Raw genomic sequence first — 14,991 nt, forward strand, 5'->3', positions numbered from 1 at the left:
GTTCGAAGTCAAAACAGCCCTACGGCTGGTTTTATACTCAGTCTTAAGACGGGGAGCTTTCTCCTTCCGAAGGATAGGGAATTAGAACAAACAAAAAAAGGGCGCCCCATAAGCCATGTAAATGGCTTCGGAACACCCTGTTGTTTTGCTTTATTTTTCTCCCGCGCGCACTGGATCACGGAACATAAATTTCAATAGTGGCGGTGTTACAAGCGTAGTTACAATGACAACAATAATTACAGAAGTAAAATACTGCTGCTGCAACAATCCGCTTTGCAGACCTGTTGCCGCGATGATCAACGCAACCTCACCCCGCGAAATCATCCCTGAACCAATAATAAGCGACGAATGGTTATTAAAACCTGTAAGACGTGCACCCAGACCGCCACCAAACAACTTGGTCAGTATGGCAATCACCGTCAGCAAGAGGACGAACCCAATCTGACTTCCAACCCCTTCAAAGGAAACACTGAGTCCGATACTTACAAAAAAGACCGGAACAAAGATTGAATACGCTATAGGCTCAAGCTTAGATTCCACAGTGTGCTTAAAGGAGGTTTGTGAAATAGCAATCCCCGCTGCAAAAGCACCGATGATGCCTGCCATCCCCATAATTTCCGCAAAATACGCGAACGCAAAGCAAACCAGTAGCGCCGCTGCGATAACAGCCTCTGTCACCTTTAGCGGAGCCATCCATTTCATAACCCGAGGCACAACGAACCAACCCACAACAAACGCTACAGCGAAGAACAACACCTTTTTCGTAATCAAAAGACCAATAGACACTGATTCTCCTGTGCCGAAAAAGCTCATTAATACAGCGAGCAAAATAACAACCAGAATATCATCAACTACAGCGGCTCCCAGAATAGTAGAACCTTCACGTGTGTTTAGCTTATTCATATCCTTTAGCACCTGCACCGATATACTGACCGATGTCGCACTAAGAATAACCCCCATAAACATGGCGTTATGATAAGCAAAACCAAACATTTCTCCGATTGCAAATCCACCTAGAAAAGGTAAAATAATACCTCCGACAGCTACTGCGAAAGCTGATTTCCAATTCTTGCGCAGTTGATCCAGATCCGTCTCAAGACCTGCTATAAACATTAACAATAGAACACCGATCTCCGAAAAATAATGGATAAACTCTCCATTCTGAATCCAACCCAGTACCGCAGGACCCAATATAATACCCACAATTAGCTTACCCAGTACCGACGGTTGTCCCAGTCGTACAGATAAATCACCAGCTAGCTTGGTGAATAGAATAATCAGCATAAGATATAGAACAAACTCCATGTTTCATCCACTCCCTTGTTGTATATAAGAACTGCCAACTAGGGACTTCTCCAAGCCAAAAAAAGACAAAGAGGAGCCCTTGTTGACAGGCTCCTCCAAAAAACAAAAAAATATTCAATTTAGCATTATTAATTATATTATACCCGTAATATTAAAGCCTGTAAATAAGATGCGCTAATAATATACACTATGCAAATTTTAGTCAATTAGGTATCATCTTCACTATTTTAGATAGAACACTTCACGTAAAGGCACCATCGGCACCTCATCATTGAAATCAAATGACCCTTCAACCATCTTTGAAGTAATGGCATTCCATCGGTTGCAGGCGTCACTTTTAGCAATGTAATCGAAAGCCGCTTCCGTATCCTCACATTCAAAACAATAAAAAAACTGATTGCCATTCTGAAAGATAGAATAGTTAGAAATACCGGCCTTACTGTGCTCCTCCAAAACTTCTGACCAAGGATTTAAATGCATCGCTACATACTCTTCCAGACATTCTTCCTTCACCCGCCATGTCCAAGCCAATTTATTGCTGCTCATCTGTTCATCCTCCTAGAAATGTCCTCTATAGTACATAATAAGAATCAAATACATTTGATACCTATAATTGTACCTAAAGGTAACAGCCCAAGCTATGCATATCTAACATTCCGTCCCAGTATTCCTAGGCATTAATCCCCGCTTCGCTTGGGCGGAGAATGGCAGAACCAATCGCCAGCAGCACAGCAGCCATAAGACCTAAGATGGCAAAAGGTAACCATAACTCATTCCAGCCCCCACCGGTTGCAGCAATGTCGACCGCTTGGATAGCCCATTTTTGCGGTACAAAGTTAGCCGCCTTCTGCATATAGTCCGGCATAATGGATAAAGGCCAGAAGCAGCCTCCAAGCATACAAGTCGGTGTGATAATAAGGGAATTTAGCATACCCGCATTGTTAGGATTACGGATTAACCCTGCCACTGTACTCGCGATCCCCATAGACACCAGCATAAATGCCGCAAGAACAAGGAAATATAGATAGATTGGAACTTCGTAATCATAGTGCAGCACCCAGCGACCTAAAGCGAGCACTACGACAATCTGAATCATTCCTACCAGGAAGCTACCCAAAAAATTACCAATAGCAATCTCGTAAGAACGAACCGGAGCACTGAACATTCGCATCATGGTCCGGCCTTTCCGATCATCCATAATCAGAGACACAGAGCTCGTGACCAGACTCATAAGAAACATGAGCGTTAAGCCCGTAACGACTCCCAGTCCCTCCCGAGGATACAGATTATAATCAGTTCGAATGCTGCCTACACTGTGCTGTTCTGCTTTTTGCATGACAGTAGTGAACTGCGTGTCAGTGTCGCTAGCTCCTGTATTAGCTGCTCCTATGATCGCGGCGGTATTCTGCATTTCATCAGCAATTGCGCTAGCTTTTAATTTAATCATAACGGAAGTTTCATTCGTCTTCAGCTCATACACACTGATTTGTGGTTCTTCCCCGGCAAGTAATGCCGAAGTGAAGCCCGCTGGAATCAGAATCCCCGCTTCTCCATTCTGATCGACAACGCCTTCTCTTAAAGCAGTCTCATCAGTCTTTTCTACAAATTTATATTCTCCGGAATTCTTTAATTCAGTAAGTAAGTGCTTACCAGCAGCACCGTTATCCATATTGGAATATAGCACAACAGTTGGGTTCTCCCCCATCGTTCCCGTAACGGAAACAATACCTGCGAGTACAATACAAGGAAGCAGAATATAGATGAGCACACCCTTCCTAGTACCAATGCTTCGTATCACCATGTTCCAGGCAATCGTTAAGATTTTATCCATGATAACCCACCTTCCGGTACGAAATTGCCGCTGCACTGAACAACACCAGGCAAATCAGTGATAAAACTCCCAAATTCGGCATGATTTGCGATACATCCGCATGCAGCATCATTTTCAAAATAGCCTGCATTGCCCAATGATTAATCGTAAACGCCCCTATAGAGTTCACCCACGATTCAGGAAGCGGTGCCATCCCTCCGCTAATGAAGGTCATACTTACTGTGAGTAGTGTAACGACACTCCTTGCGCTTGCTCCCGTCTTGCTGAACATAGAAATAACGATAGATAATGTCATCGAAGCTATAATCATCAGCAGGCAAAATAGGAGTAACAAGCCCGGCCGATTTCCCCAATTTACGCCGAAGAGTACATTCGTTAAAATAATAATCGCTGCACACTGCACTATACTTACAACACCTACGCCAAGCATTTTACCAATGAATAGCTCAGATCCTTTAACGGGCATTGCGTTTATCCGGAAGAGGGTATGATTTTCTTTTTCATTAAAAAGAGAAGTACATACCGTTAAGCCGCTATATAGCAGAAACATCAGCATCATAGACACCGCATAAAACTGGGAAGATGTATAGGTATACCCACCCTCGCTCAGTTCTCCAAGCTTTACGGTAGGCTGATCACTGGTAGAACTAGGTGCCATAACATTCAGAGCTTCTGGACCCAGTGTCATCGCCACAGACTGCTTATAATTAAGACTCCTTAGAAAATTATCGAATACCGTTCCTGCCACTCTGTTGTCTGTACTTTTTTGGCCTAGTATAAACTCCAGCTGTGCGGCTTCACCGCTCTGTACCTTACTATCAAAGCCTGGAGGAACAACAACCGCATAACCATATTTTCCTGTTCGCAGACCGCTTTCTGCCGCCTCTCGACTTTCTACCATAATTGGAGCAATGATATCCTTAAGCTCAGTTGATTTCAAAAAGCTGTCCATCATCGCCGAGCTCTCATAGCCCTCGCCAGAAGGATTAACAACCGCCACTCGTACAACATCAATAGTAGAAGAGCCTTTGTCACCAACGACACCAGATAGCGAAGCACCTAATAGAAAGATCAATAATAGGGGCAGCAAAAACATATTTAATATCATTGAGCGTGAGCTAAATAATCTGCGCAGCTCATAGATCATAATCGTCCAAGTGTTCATCAGAATAATCCCCCCTCTTAATCTCGTAAGGTCCGTCCGGTCAGGTTTAGAAATAACGTCTCCAGATCAGGTTCTTCAATATTTAGCGAGCCGATAATCCCCTTATGCTTGGCAAAAATAAAAAGGATATCTTGTAATTCCCCTTGCGAAGAGGGCAGATACAGCTCGACTACATCGTCCTTTGCTTCTACGCGTCTAATTCTAGGGTGAAGGGTCACTTCTTGGACAAGCTCTGGTGTAATATTAGCAGCTTTAATGACGATTTTTTCTTCCTTGGCGACCCTTTCCCGCAATTCTTTTTCCGTACCGCAAGCAATGATATGCCCTTTATCCATAATGGCTACCCGATCACAAATGGCCGCAACCTCCTCCATATAGTGACTGGTATAAATAATCGTTGAACCGAGTCGATTGAGCTCCTTAACCGATTCAAGAATATGATTACGAGATTGCGGATCAATCCCCACCGTAGGTTCATCCATAATAATCAACTTTGGACGATGCATGATGGCGCAGGCAATATTCAGACGTCTTTTCATCCCTCCGGAGAACGTTGAGGGTTTCTCTTTGGCACGATCGCTAAGGCCTGTGAATGCAAGAGCCTCTTCTACCCTTTCCTTCAAGAGCTTGCCGCGTAAACCATACAATCTTCCGAAAAAGGTAACGTTATCCGCCGCTGTCATCGTGTCATATAAAGCTAGCTCCTGTGGAACCAAACCAATTCTTTTCTTCACCTCAAGCGATTTCGAGGACACAGGCAGACCGTCGATAAGAATGTCTCCCCCGTCAATCTTAAGCAAGCCGCAGATCATACTGATCGTTGTACTTTTACCCGCTCCGTTCGGGCCTAGCAACCCAAAGATTTCTCCTTCTTCTATCGTCAAATTCACATGATCCACTGTTAATTTACCCTCATACCGTTTCACCACATCGGTCAATGCAGCGATTGCCATATGATCATCTCTCCTGTCTTTTACGCTTCTCTATTTCCAATTTTAGCTTAAAGTAAATACTCAGGGAGGTACGAAAAGTCATCTTTTGAAGGTGACTTAAGTCATCTCCTGAAGAAGTAGGCGAATATGCTAAGATTAGAAGAAACTCTATAAAGGATGTCTTAGGCGTGACTAGAGAGCTAACCCTATTGCGATACCTACTCATCATAATTCCTGCTTGTATTAGCATTTACATCTACCCATATGCCGATTATGGGATCTTCACGTTGCATATTCTGATGCTTCTATTCCTTGTAGTCATGGTGACAAAGCTGCCCCGTTCCTTTCATGCCTTGATAAGCATTGTGGAAATACTGTTCACCGCCTGGTTATGTTACCAGTACGGCAGCATAATGTTTTTCCCGGCGATTTCAGCATTACTTTGTTATTCTAGACTTCAGCCCCAAGCAGTGCCTCTCGTGTTTACGGTTGTGCATCTGATTACCTTGAACATAGCACTCTGGGATTCACCAAAGCTTATAATCACTTTCATCAATATTACTTTTCTGCTCATTGCCTATCTCAACGAATTGCTTCAGAGAGCTGGTCGAGGCCGTGAGAACACCCTCCATCTATACGATGAGCTGCGAAAAAAACATTTCGAGCTGGATGAAGCCCGCAACCGACTGCTGGAGTTTAACGCCCAAATAGAAGATGCAGCCCAGTCCAAAGAACGGGTGCGCATCTCTCGCCAGCTCCATGATGATATCGGCCACCGCCTCATTCGTATTAAAATGATGATGGAGGCCGCACTGCTCACCTTACCCACCTCCCCCGAGAGCGGGATACAGATGATGAAGCTCATTCGAGATCAGCTGTCGGCCAGCATGGACGATATGCGCTCTGCAGTGAAGCGTATCAACTATACGCCACAATTAGAGGGAGCTTATGCGTTAGACCGTCTGCTCGAAGAGATCGGCCGCGATACGGGAATAGAGACCTTATACCAAGTGTTTGGGATACCTTACCCGCTATATCCTAGTATTCAGGTGATCTTGTATAAGAACGCCCGGGAGGCCATAACCAATGCCCTTCGTCACGGAAAAGCAACTACGATTTCGATTAAAGTCGACTTCAGTGATACGGGAGTTACGATGGAGGTCAGCAACAACGGGACACTTCCCGAAGGCAGTAAGCTAACCAAACTGCCGGAAAGTGGAGGGATCGGGATGAAAGGAATGTTCGAACGAACACATCTGATCGGAGGAACCTTGGAACTGCGGCAGGAGCCTCAATTCACAGTTGTTACACGGTTGCCCATTTATAAACAGGGAGAGATTGTTTAGGGAATGTAGCACTTGAGGGAAAGAAGAAATCTATATTAGGAAGAAGGAGCCCCGCCAATGATAAAAGTGATGATTGTAGATGACGATCCTTTTATTCGTCAAAGTCTACAAGTACTGATAGGGATGGACCCCGACATTGAAGTGATCGGAGCAGCGAGTGATGGAAACGAAGCCTTGAGTTTGCTCCAAGCAGGGGAAATGGCCGATCTAATTCTGATGGATATTCGGATGCCGGGCTGTGGTGGTGTTGAAGGGACAGCGAAAATTAAGAAGGAATTTCCTCAGGTCTCGATACTGATGCTGACTACCTTCGATGACGATGAGTATATCATTGAAGCGCTGCGCAATGGAGCCAGTGGATATTTGCTCAAAAACATACCACCAGACCGTATCATACAAGGCATCAAAACGGTCAATGAAGGTAATATGTTAATCCACCCTGATATCGCGCGCAAACTGGCAACCTTTCTACAGCCCGCAGCCCGCCCTGAATCTTCACAGGCACAACCGTTGGAATCTTTCGGACTCACCAAAATGGAACTAGCCGTTGTCGCCTCTATCGCTGAGGGGCATTCCAACAAAGAAATCGCCGGACAGCTGTTCCTAAGTGAGGGTACGGTCAAAAATTACATAACGGATATCCTAAGTAAATTAGAACTGCGAGATCGTACGCAGATTGCTATTTTTTATTTAAAGGGTGGGCGGGGGTAGAAGTTCTACAAAAAAGCCCGGACTCTATTTCCAGAGTCCGGGCTTGACTTTAGTTATCCTTCCGCCGATTCCTTTTTGGCTTCCGCGGCTTTGTTCCGTTTGAGACGACCGTTTGGAAGATTCCGGCTGCGAGTACCTGTCTTCATCGCGATGATGCTGAAAATACTAGAAGGCTTCGCCTCCGCAGTAACTGCTCCATCTGTCTCCGGTACCAGAATGATGCCGAGCTGATGATGGTCCCCGTCGTAGATCGGGCTCTGAAGGTATTTGCTCTCCCCTTCGCGGTTCTGCACCTCCAGCTTGCAGAACGCTGGATTCATGCGCAGCGCCTCATGTAGCTGCGCGGCATCGGTCAACAGAACCCCGTTGACCTTCAGTAAAATCTCGCCGGGCAGGATGCCCAGCTCCTGCCCGGGACTGCCCGGCAGCACGGCCAGCACTTTGCGGCCGCGCGTTGGATGCACGAAGATGGGGCTGATGCTGCGCTCTTCCAGAGCGCTGTACCAGCTTAACCCTTCGTGCAGCACCATCGCTGCGAGCGCCGCGAGCAGGGTCAGCGGGCTCCACCAAGCGGCAAGCAGGCTTAAGCCGAGCAGGACGATGCTGTACATCAGCAGCCGTCCTGAAGTGCGGGCCGCCTTGCGCCCGGGCAGCATGCCCTGCGTCATCTCGCTGAAGCCGATGATGACGGGCAAAGAGACAATGCCAAGCCCGCCGCCCAATAGCGGCTGCCATGGCAGATCCGTTCCTGCGCCCGAAGGGATTAGCAGGAACAGCGGCAGCGGCCAGAAAGCCTGCAGCTGATAGCCGCCGACAACCATGCCGCGCTTGCCCTTCAAGAAAAGGGGCGTCGCAAGCTTCGCACCTTGCCGGCGGGCCAGCAGCGCCTCCGCCATGTGCAGTAGCGCAGCTAGCACTAGCAAAGCGGGAATATCCATCTCCCGTATGGCTGTTGTAATATTCCCTACCGTTCCGCTATGTAAGGCATTCGGAAAGAAAGACAGTACAAATTGAATCACGCCTAGCAGACCTATAGAATAAGCGAAGCACAAATACCGTACACGTAATAGCGATAACAGTATACTAACTACCCAAATGCAGGCTACAGCTGTACCTGATAAGGATACCCCTAACAATATGGCTGCAATAGAAACCACTAGTCCCATTACCAGCCCGCTCCACACCGTTCGCCACGTTTCTTGACCCCAGCTATGTAACTTCACATGAATCAGCTTGCGTTCTAATGCCACCTGCCGACGGTAATACAATGCAATAAATATAATAGCAATATAGTAATATGGCTGGATCAATAAGTGTAAGAACGCAGTGCCCAAGCTTCCTAACAGTTCCTGAATCACATTCAAACTGTTCGTCACACTCCTTCCTTATCTACAAAAAAACTTTCATGAACCCTTGATCGATTCTTATATTTAGAAAAAAAGAAGGCTGAATTCAGCCTTCTTACTTTTTCGACGTCGCCGCCTTAATTTCCTTCTGAATTTCAGCAATTCCTCTATTCCGTTGGTTATCGTTGGCAGGGTCCTGAATCACTTTGATCAGTGCCACCTCCAACGCTTCCGCGGTCTTGCTATCAATCATACCTGTGACTTGAAGCTTCGCTTCACTCTGGAACTTCTTCACTGCGTTCTTAGTGCCAGCATCGAAATAGCCATCTTTACGACCAGGCTTGTAGCCTAAGCCATCCAGCATCGTCTGTGCACTCTTCACATCACCGTTGTTCATGTTATATTGAAGCTTCACGCTCTTGTTAATCGGAGCCACTGAGAAGTAATCCGGCTGTGCTACCGGGATATCCGGTTTAATTCCCTTGCTGTGGATCCATGTGCCGTCCGGTGTAAGCCACTTAGCAATGGTAACCTTCAGTAAGCTGCCGTCTCCAAGCTGTTTGTCAAAGCTCGTCTGCACCGTGCCTTTACCAAATGAATTATCGCCAATTAGCTTAGCTCCCGCTGACTGCTGTAGGGCACCCGCCAATATTTCCGAGGCGCTTGCGCTACCTTTGTTCATCAGCACTACTACTGGATAAGCCTTGCTCGATCCTTTGGAGGTACTAACTTCGCGTTTTTTATCTTTGTACTCTATTTGAACAATGTTTTTGCCCGCTGGGACGAACTCTTCAGCCATTTCAATAACAATCGGGAGAACACCGCCTGGATCATTGCGGACGTCAATGACTAAACCCTTCATCCCTTGCTTCTCTAGCTTCCCAATCTCTTCTTTGAATCGTTCTGCGGTATTTAGGGAGAACTGAGTGACCTCGATTACCCCTACTCCGTCTTTTTCCATGGTTGAGTAGACCGTCTCAAGCTTTACATCATCCCGAGTAAGACCGAACTCCAGAGGCTCTACAGAGCCGGAACGTTGTATTTTCAAAGTAGCCTTACTACCCTTAGGTCCGCGTATCTTCGCAACAGCGGCATTTAGATCCATGCCTTCCAGCGATTCTCCGTTAACGGACAGAATGATATCTTTGGCCTGAATTCCTGCTTTTTCAGCAGGTGAACCCTTGATTGGGGAGACCACGACTACCTTGCCGTTATCCGAAGAGACTTCTGCACCGATACCTGAAAAGGAACCCTCAATGCTCTCTTCAAATTTCTCAGCTGTTTCTTTACCCATATAGTTGGAATAGGGATCGCCTAGCGCTTCCATCATACCGTTGACAGCACCGTCTATCAGCTTCTCCCGATCTACCTTCTCGTAGTAATTACTCTCAATCAAACTGAGCGCAGTCCCAAGCTTCTGGGATTCCTTCTGCTGTAGACCTGCAACCTGCAACGCAGAGGCCAATCCTTGTCCTGCAGCTTGTCCAAAGACATGAGTATAACCCGTCACGCCCAAGGTTACTAAACTACCGCATAGCAGGGCGGCGATAATCATAAACGCCGCGGTGCTTTTTTTTAACATGATGTTCCCACCGTCCCTTCTTGTCCATCTTGTAAACAACATCCTAAGTCCGTCCTGAAAGGTACGGTATCTCTTCCAGTATATGCCGTACAATCAAATAATATGAGTTATAAGTTCGTTAAAAATTAGAGATAAGGCATAGGATTTACAATCTTACCGTCAATCCGTACTTCGAAGTGAAGGTGAGGACCCGTTGAATTACCTGTGGAACCAGATTCAGCAACCACATCTCCGCGATTGACTTTATCCCCGGCACTAACTCTAAGACCGCCTTTACGTATATGGCCGTAGAGCGTCCAAACTCCGCCTCCATGATCAATAATTACACAATATCCATAGCCACTCCACCATTCAGCCAAGATAACCGTTCCGGAATCCGCCGCATGAATATTTGTTCCTTGTGGAACTGCAAAATCGACACCGGTGTGTACTTTCCCCTTCTCACCCGTGATTGGATGCGTTCGTGGCCCATATGGGGATGAGATTCTTGCGGATCCTACAGGAAGTAGAAACGGCCCATCTCCACCTGAGTATCCCGTTTCACTAGAGCTTGAGCTAGACCTACTGCTTCCATTACTAGCTGCAGCTGCAGCCTTCTTGGCAGCCGCAGCAGCTCTACGAGCCGCTTCCGCCTTAGCCGCTGCTGCTCTGCGAGCGGCTTCTTCAGCCCTAATCTTATCCTTTTGCGTTTCCAGCGCAGAGCGTTCGCTTGCCAGTTTGACCAGCTTCTCATTCTGCTCCTCACTCAAATCATCACTTTCTTGAATCTGCTTATCGTAGAATGCGATAAGCTCCTGCTTCTCGGCTTCTTTCTCCTTCAGCAGACTTCTCTGTTGCTCCAAAGAAGTGTACAGCTGCTTGGCTTGAGCATATTGTCCTTCAAGCTCCTGTTTCTTCTCTATAACCGTCTGCTTGTCCAGCTTATGTTGCACTAGCAGCTCCTGATCCTGATCCACGATCATCTTAAGTGAATCGGCGCGATCCAGAAAATCAGCGAAGCTTGTCGATGAGAGCAAGACATCCAAGTAAGAAACCGCTCCATCAGTATACATTAACCGAACACGGGACCCTAAGACTTCCTCTCTGGAGGCGACCCGTGCTTCTGCTTTATCCAGCTCCGTTGCCGTAACATTCAAAGATTGTTCTGTATCGGAAATTTTGGTAGAGATTTCGGTCATTTTACCCTTAACCTGATCCACTTGCTGTAAGACATATTGCAGATTGAGATTCGTTTTATTCTTATAATGCTGTGCTTCCTGCGTTTGGGACGCCGCTTTCTCCTGCTGCGCCTTAGCTTCCTGCACCTCTTTTTGCAGCTGCTTTAGCTGCTTATCGATTTCAGTAACACTTGTTTTTTTGGCATATCCATCAGAGGGCTGGAATATAGTGACAGCTAGTAACATTACGGCTAGTCCGGCAGCAATCTTCTTCAACTTGCACTCCCCATCCTTCACTTTTTATATTAAACTTTCAAGAACCTACGGATAGAAACCGTACTTCCCCAGACGCCGATCAGCACGCCTAGTCCAACTAGTACACCGACGACCAGCATCCAAATATTAGCGAACGGAATTAGCTGCAATTGGAGCATAGGATCTCCCTGTACGGTCGATTCCAAAGTGCTGTAACCCAAATACAAGACAACGGAGGTAATGAGCGATCCGATCAATCCGATCAGTGCTCCTTCTATAAAGAAAGGCCAGCGAATAAAATAATTTGTCGCGCCTACGAGCTTCATAATGCCAATCTCTTTACGACGGGCGAGAATCGTTACTCGAATGGTGTTGGAGATGAGGAACATCGACATAAGTGCCAACCCCGCTACAAAGATAAAACCAATGTTGCGAACAGCGCGGGTTATTTTGAACAAGGTTTCTATCGAGCCCTTGCCATACTTCACTTTGTAAATAGGCTGCTCGGTATGTGTTTTGTTGAGCGCTTCAATCTTCTCAGCCACAAAGGCTACCGTAGTAGGTTCAACAACTTCTACCTTAAGCGTATCTGGGAGAGGGTTATTGTCTTCATCGAACCCTTCCAGAAGCTCAGCTGCGTCCTCACCCATGTCTGCACGGAGATCTTTAAGTCCTTGGTCCTTGGAGATGAACGTAATCTTGCTGACCTCCGGCATATTACCAATTTCAGTCTGCAAAGTCTCACGCATCTTCTGATCTACATTTAGTGCCAAATGCACATTAATCTGTACCTGACTGTCTGCCTCATCCGCTACAACATTCACATTAAGAACAAGAAGAATAAATACACCTAGGACAAAAAGAGAGACAACTATGGAAGTGATGGAAGCAATCGACATCCAGCCATTACGGAATACGCTTTTGAAGCCTTCCCGCATGTGTCGCAAGAAGGTTTTAAAACTCATAGCCATATTCCCCTCTCGCCTGGTCTCTCACAATGTTTCCGTTCTCTATCGCAAGCACCCGCTTGCGCATTTTGTTCACGATATCTCTATTATGGGTAGCCATTACAATCGTTGTTCCACGAAAATTAATTTCGTCCAGCAGCTGCATAATGCCCCATGAAGTCTCAGGGTCCAAGTTTCCCGTAGGCTCGTCCGCAATAATAACAGATGGGTTATTAACAATAGCCCGGGCAATTGCAATACGCTGCTGCTCTCCACCTGAGAGCTGTGAGGGTTCACGATTCGCTTTATTTTTGAGTCCGACCAGATCGAGGACTTCATTCACACGTTTCTTGATAACCTTCTTCGGTGCTTCAATAACTTCCATGGCAAAAGCGACATTCTCATAAGCCGTCATTCTTGGCAATAACCGAAAATCTTGAAATACAACGCCGATATTACGGCGAACATAAGGGATTTTACGTTGTTTAAGCTTCCCTATGTTAAAGCCTCCTACAGATATTTGACCTTTAGTTGGCACTTCTTCTCTATAAATCAATTTCATAAAAGTAGATTTACCCGCGCCGGATGGACCGACAATATACACAAATTCATTGCGGTCAATTTTTACTGAAACTCCTTGCAGTGCGTGAGTTCCGTTAGGGTACGTCTTCCATACATCTTGCATTTCAATCATTTTCTCACTTCCCAATTATGACATTTTCCACTTGTGTGAATCGACAGGGTCCAGCTTAAGTTTCCATAAACTTCAATATTTCCGCAATGTATCTATTGTAACAAATCTGTAACCGATTGAGTACCCCGTAACTGCCCCACTATTCGAAAGTTTTGTAATGTCTGTACATATAAATATAAAAAGCACCTACAGTGCCGCTAAACAGATGCCATCCAGGGAGGAGATTATTCATGAAAAAGATCCATCTTGCCCTCATAGTAGTCATTGCACTCATTCTTATCGGCTCATTAATCTATGGAGGACTTCAACTATATGGTCATAAAAGTACGCTTCCAAAAGGTACAACCCTTGCCGGATGGGAGGTGGGCGGACTGAACATCTCAAAAGTTCGTTCCGAGTTGGAGATAAAACTCCATGCCCTTGAATCCGTCCCCCTTGTGCTGCAGGTCGAAGGCAATTCTGAGCTTACTCTTAACCTTAAAAAGGCCGGAATGACTTATGAAGCCGCTGCTTTTGAGCAAGCTCTACAAGATCTTACGGAAGGGCGGCTATGGGATCGTGTAAAAGCCCGCTACAGCTTCCCCCAGAATTGGAGTGTTGAAGCCCATCTGGAGATTGCACAATTACAGACCATCCTAAGTCCCGCTTGGGAGAGAGAATCCTTCGGAGATCCTGTGGATGCTACGCGGCGAATTACCGGGGATGATCGTGTAGTGTATACGTCCGAGAAGACTTCCCTTGAGGTAGACTGGACAGGAATGGTGACCTCACTATGGGCCGCTGCCCCCACTCGTTTTAGTCGTCTAATCACGCTGCAAGAGAAGGGGATCACTTTGGAGGTTCCATTAACCATATTACAACCGGACATCACTCTAAATGCTTTAAAGGAGCAAGGCATTGAGCGGAAAATCATGCAATTCAGTACCTCTCTCGGCGCAAGTGGACCTGGGCGAATCTACAACGTTGAATCAGCGGCCAAAGCTGTGAACGGAACCGTGCTCCCACCTGGCGCCGTTTTTGACTATGGCAAAGCTATTGAAAAAGCAAAAGTAGAATACGGCTTCCGCGAAGCGCCAGTCATTGTGAACGGTAAGCTACAAGCCGGCGTCGGCGGCGGAATCTGCCAAGTTTCCAGTACGCTGTACAACGCCGCTCTGCGCACCGGACTGGAGATTGTGGAGCGCCGCAACCACTCCTTGCCTGTCAACTATCTACCCAAAGGCCAGGATGCGACGTTCGCTGAAGGCTATATCAACTTCCGTTTTCGCAATACGACTGGCAAATATCTAGTCATTAAAGCGGCTGTGCAAGGCCGATCACTAACGATTAAGTTCTTCGGTACCTTTCCGCAAAATGTCACTTATAAGGTCCATTCACAAATCGTAGAGGTACTGCCTCCAGTCGACAAGTACGTAAACGACTCTTCCCTCCCTCGTGGAGGCTCACGCGTTATACAAAATGGGAAAACCGGATATGTTGTTGAGACCTACAGCACCCGGTTTGTTGACGGTAAGTCGACTGAAGTGAAGAAATTATCCCGCGATGTGTATTACGCACAGAAAAGATTAATCGCTATCAATCGTGGCGCCGTAAGTAAATCTGTAATTCCAGAAGCACCTAGAAAGCAATTGGTAGAGGACGGCGTTCGAAGTGAATAGATTACCTACAACATAAACGGTCAGACCTCGTGAGGTTCTGACCGTTTATGTTTGTGGATCTA

13 protein-coding genes are annotated in these 14,991 nt (G+C 46.4%); 3 read left to right on the forward strand and 10 right to left on the reverse strand.

Annotated features, from left to right (window positions below):
- Nucleotides 1-150 precede the first annotated feature (150 nt).
- The 5 genes from UQ64_RS23870 to UQ64_RS23890 all read right to left on the reverse strand — a co-directional run bounded on the left by UQ64_RS23870 (nt 151) and on the right by UQ64_RS23890 (nt 5,254).
- Nucleotides 151-1,305 (reverse strand): cation:proton antiporter, encoded by a 1,155-nt coding sequence (locus tag UQ64_RS23870; RefSeq protein ID WP_060625889.1) that lies wholly within the window; start codon nt 1,303-1,305, stop codon nt 151-153.
- A gap of 222 nt (nt 1,306-1,527) precedes the next feature.
- Nucleotides 1,528-1,851: an L-rhamnose mutarotase gene (locus tag UQ64_RS23875; RefSeq protein WP_060625890.1), complete on the reverse strand. Its 324-nt coding sequence runs from the start codon at nt 1,849-1,851 to the stop codon at nt 1,528-1,530.
- A 124-nt stretch (nt 1,852-1,975) separates the two neighbouring features.
- Nucleotides 1,976-3,136 carry an ABC transporter permease gene (locus UQ64_RS23880; RefSeq protein ID WP_060625891.1) on the reverse strand — a complete coding sequence of 387 codons (1,161 nt, stop codon included), beginning with the start codon at nt 3,134-3,136 and terminating at the stop codon, nt 1,976-1,978.
- Nucleotides 3,129-4,301: an ABC transporter permease gene (locus UQ64_RS23885; RefSeq protein ID WP_060625892.1), complete on the reverse strand. Its 1,173-nt coding sequence runs from the start codon at nt 4,299-4,301 to the stop codon at nt 3,129-3,131. Before UQ64_RS23885 ends, UQ64_RS23880 begins: the two co-directional genes overlap by 8 nt.
- A 17-nt stretch (nt 4,302-4,318) precedes the next feature.
- On the reverse strand, nt 4,319-5,254 hold the full coding sequence (locus UQ64_RS23890; protein ID WP_060625893.1) for an ABC transporter ATP-binding protein: 936 nt from the start codon (nt 5,252-5,254) through the stop codon (nt 4,319-4,321).
- A gap of 167 nt (nt 5,255-5,421) precedes the next feature.
- Here UQ64_RS23890 and UQ64_RS23895 point away from each other — a divergent pair, with 167 nt between their 5' ends.
- Both UQ64_RS23895 and UQ64_RS23900 read left to right on the forward strand, forming a co-directional pair.
- Nucleotides 5,422-6,579 carry a sensor histidine kinase gene (locus UQ64_RS23895; RefSeq protein ID WP_060625894.1) on the forward strand — a complete coding sequence of 386 codons (1,158 nt, stop codon included), beginning with the start codon at nt 5,422-5,424 and terminating at the stop codon, nt 6,577-6,579.
- Between the two features lie 57 nt (nt 6,580-6,636).
- A complete protein-coding gene (locus UQ64_RS23900; protein ID WP_060625895.1) occupies nt 6,637-7,290 on the forward strand; it encodes a response regulator in 654 nt (217 codons plus the stop codon).
- Nucleotides 7,291-7,343: 53 nt separating this feature from the next.
- On the opposite strand, the gene UQ64_RS32985 is transcribed toward UQ64_RS23900, so the two are convergent.
- The 5 genes from UQ64_RS32985 to ftsE form a co-directional block, all read right to left on the reverse strand.
- Nucleotides 7,344-8,654 (reverse strand): PDZ domain-containing protein, encoded by a 1,311-nt coding sequence (locus UQ64_RS32985; protein ID WP_060625896.1) that lies wholly within the window; start codon nt 8,652-8,654, stop codon nt 7,344-7,346.
- A 97-nt stretch (nt 8,655-8,751) separates the two neighbouring features.
- Nucleotides 8,752-10,218, reverse strand: a complete 1,467-nt coding sequence (locus UQ64_RS23910; protein ID WP_060625897.1) for a S41 family peptidase — start codon at nt 10,216-10,218, stop codon at nt 8,752-8,754.
- Nucleotides 10,219-10,343: 125 nt separating this feature from the next.
- Nucleotides 10,344-11,651: a murein hydrolase activator EnvC family protein gene (locus tag UQ64_RS23915; protein ID WP_060625898.1), complete on the reverse strand. Its 1,308-nt coding sequence runs from the start codon at nt 11,649-11,651 to the stop codon at nt 10,344-10,346.
- 29 nt (nt 11,652-11,680) lie between these two features.
- Nucleotides 11,681-12,595, reverse strand: coding sequence for a permease-like cell division protein FtsX (gene ftsX, locus UQ64_RS23920; RefSeq protein ID WP_060625899.1), 915 nt, complete (start codon nt 12,593-12,595; stop codon nt 11,681-11,683).
- Complete coding sequence (gene ftsE, locus UQ64_RS23925) at nt 12,585-13,271, reverse strand: cell division ATP-binding protein FtsE (protein WP_060625900.1); 687 nt, start codon at nt 13,269-13,271, stop codon at nt 12,585-12,587. Before ftsE ends, ftsX begins: the two co-directional genes overlap by 11 nt.
- A 230-nt stretch (nt 13,272-13,501) precedes the next feature.
- On the opposite strand from ftsE, the gene UQ64_RS23930 reads away from it, so the two are divergent.
- Entirely contained in the window at nt 13,502-14,929 is a 1,428-nt protein-coding gene (locus tag UQ64_RS23930) for a VanW family protein (RefSeq protein ID WP_060625901.1), read from the forward strand.
- Nucleotides 14,930-14,991: the final 62 nt, after the last annotated feature.

It is taken from the genome of Paenibacillus etheri, assembly GCF_001012825.1.
In the GTDB taxonomy this organism is placed as follows: Bacteria; Bacillota; Bacilli; order Paenibacillales; family Paenibacillaceae; genus Paenibacillus_AQ; species Paenibacillus_AQ etheri.

Excerpts from the sequence above, each read along its gene's own strand:
- UQ64_RS23890 (WP_060625893.1), bottom strand. The coding sequence starts at position 5,254 with ATGGCAATCGCTGCATTGACCGATGTGGTGAAACGGTATGAGGGTAAA.
- UQ64_RS23870 (WP_060625889.1), bottom strand. The coding sequence starts at position 1,305 with ATGGAGTTTGTTCTATATCTTATGCTGATTATTCTATTCACCAAGCTA.
- ftsX (WP_060625899.1), bottom strand. The coding sequence starts at position 12,595 with ATGAGTTTTAAAACCTTCTTGCGACACATGCGGGAAGGCTTCAAAAGC.
- UQ64_RS23885 (WP_060625892.1), bottom strand. The coding sequence starts at position 4,301 with ATGAACACTTGGACGATTATGATCTATGAGCTGCGCAGATTATTTAGC.
- UQ64_RS23875 (WP_060625890.1), bottom strand. The coding sequence starts at position 1,851 with ATGAGCAGCAATAAATTGGCTTGGACATGGCGGGTGAAGGAAGAATGT.
- ftsE (WP_060625900.1), bottom strand. The coding sequence starts at position 13,271 with ATGATTGAAATGCAAGATGTATGGAAGACGTACCCTAACGGAACTCAC.
- UQ64_RS23880 (WP_060625891.1), bottom strand. The coding sequence starts at position 3,136 with ATGGATAAAATCTTAACGATTGCCTGGAACATGGTGATACGAAGCATT.
- UQ64_RS23900 (WP_060625895.1), top strand. The coding sequence starts at position 6,637 with ATGATAAAAGTGATGATTGTAGATGACGATCCTTTTATTCGTCAAAGT.
- UQ64_RS23910 (WP_060625897.1), bottom strand. The coding sequence starts at position 10,218 with ATGTTAAAAAAAAGCACCGCGGCGTTTATGATTATCGCCGCCCTGCTA.
- UQ64_RS23930 (WP_060625901.1), top strand. The coding sequence starts at position 13,502 with ATGAAAAAGATCCATCTTGCCCTCATAGTAGTCATTGCACTCATTCTT.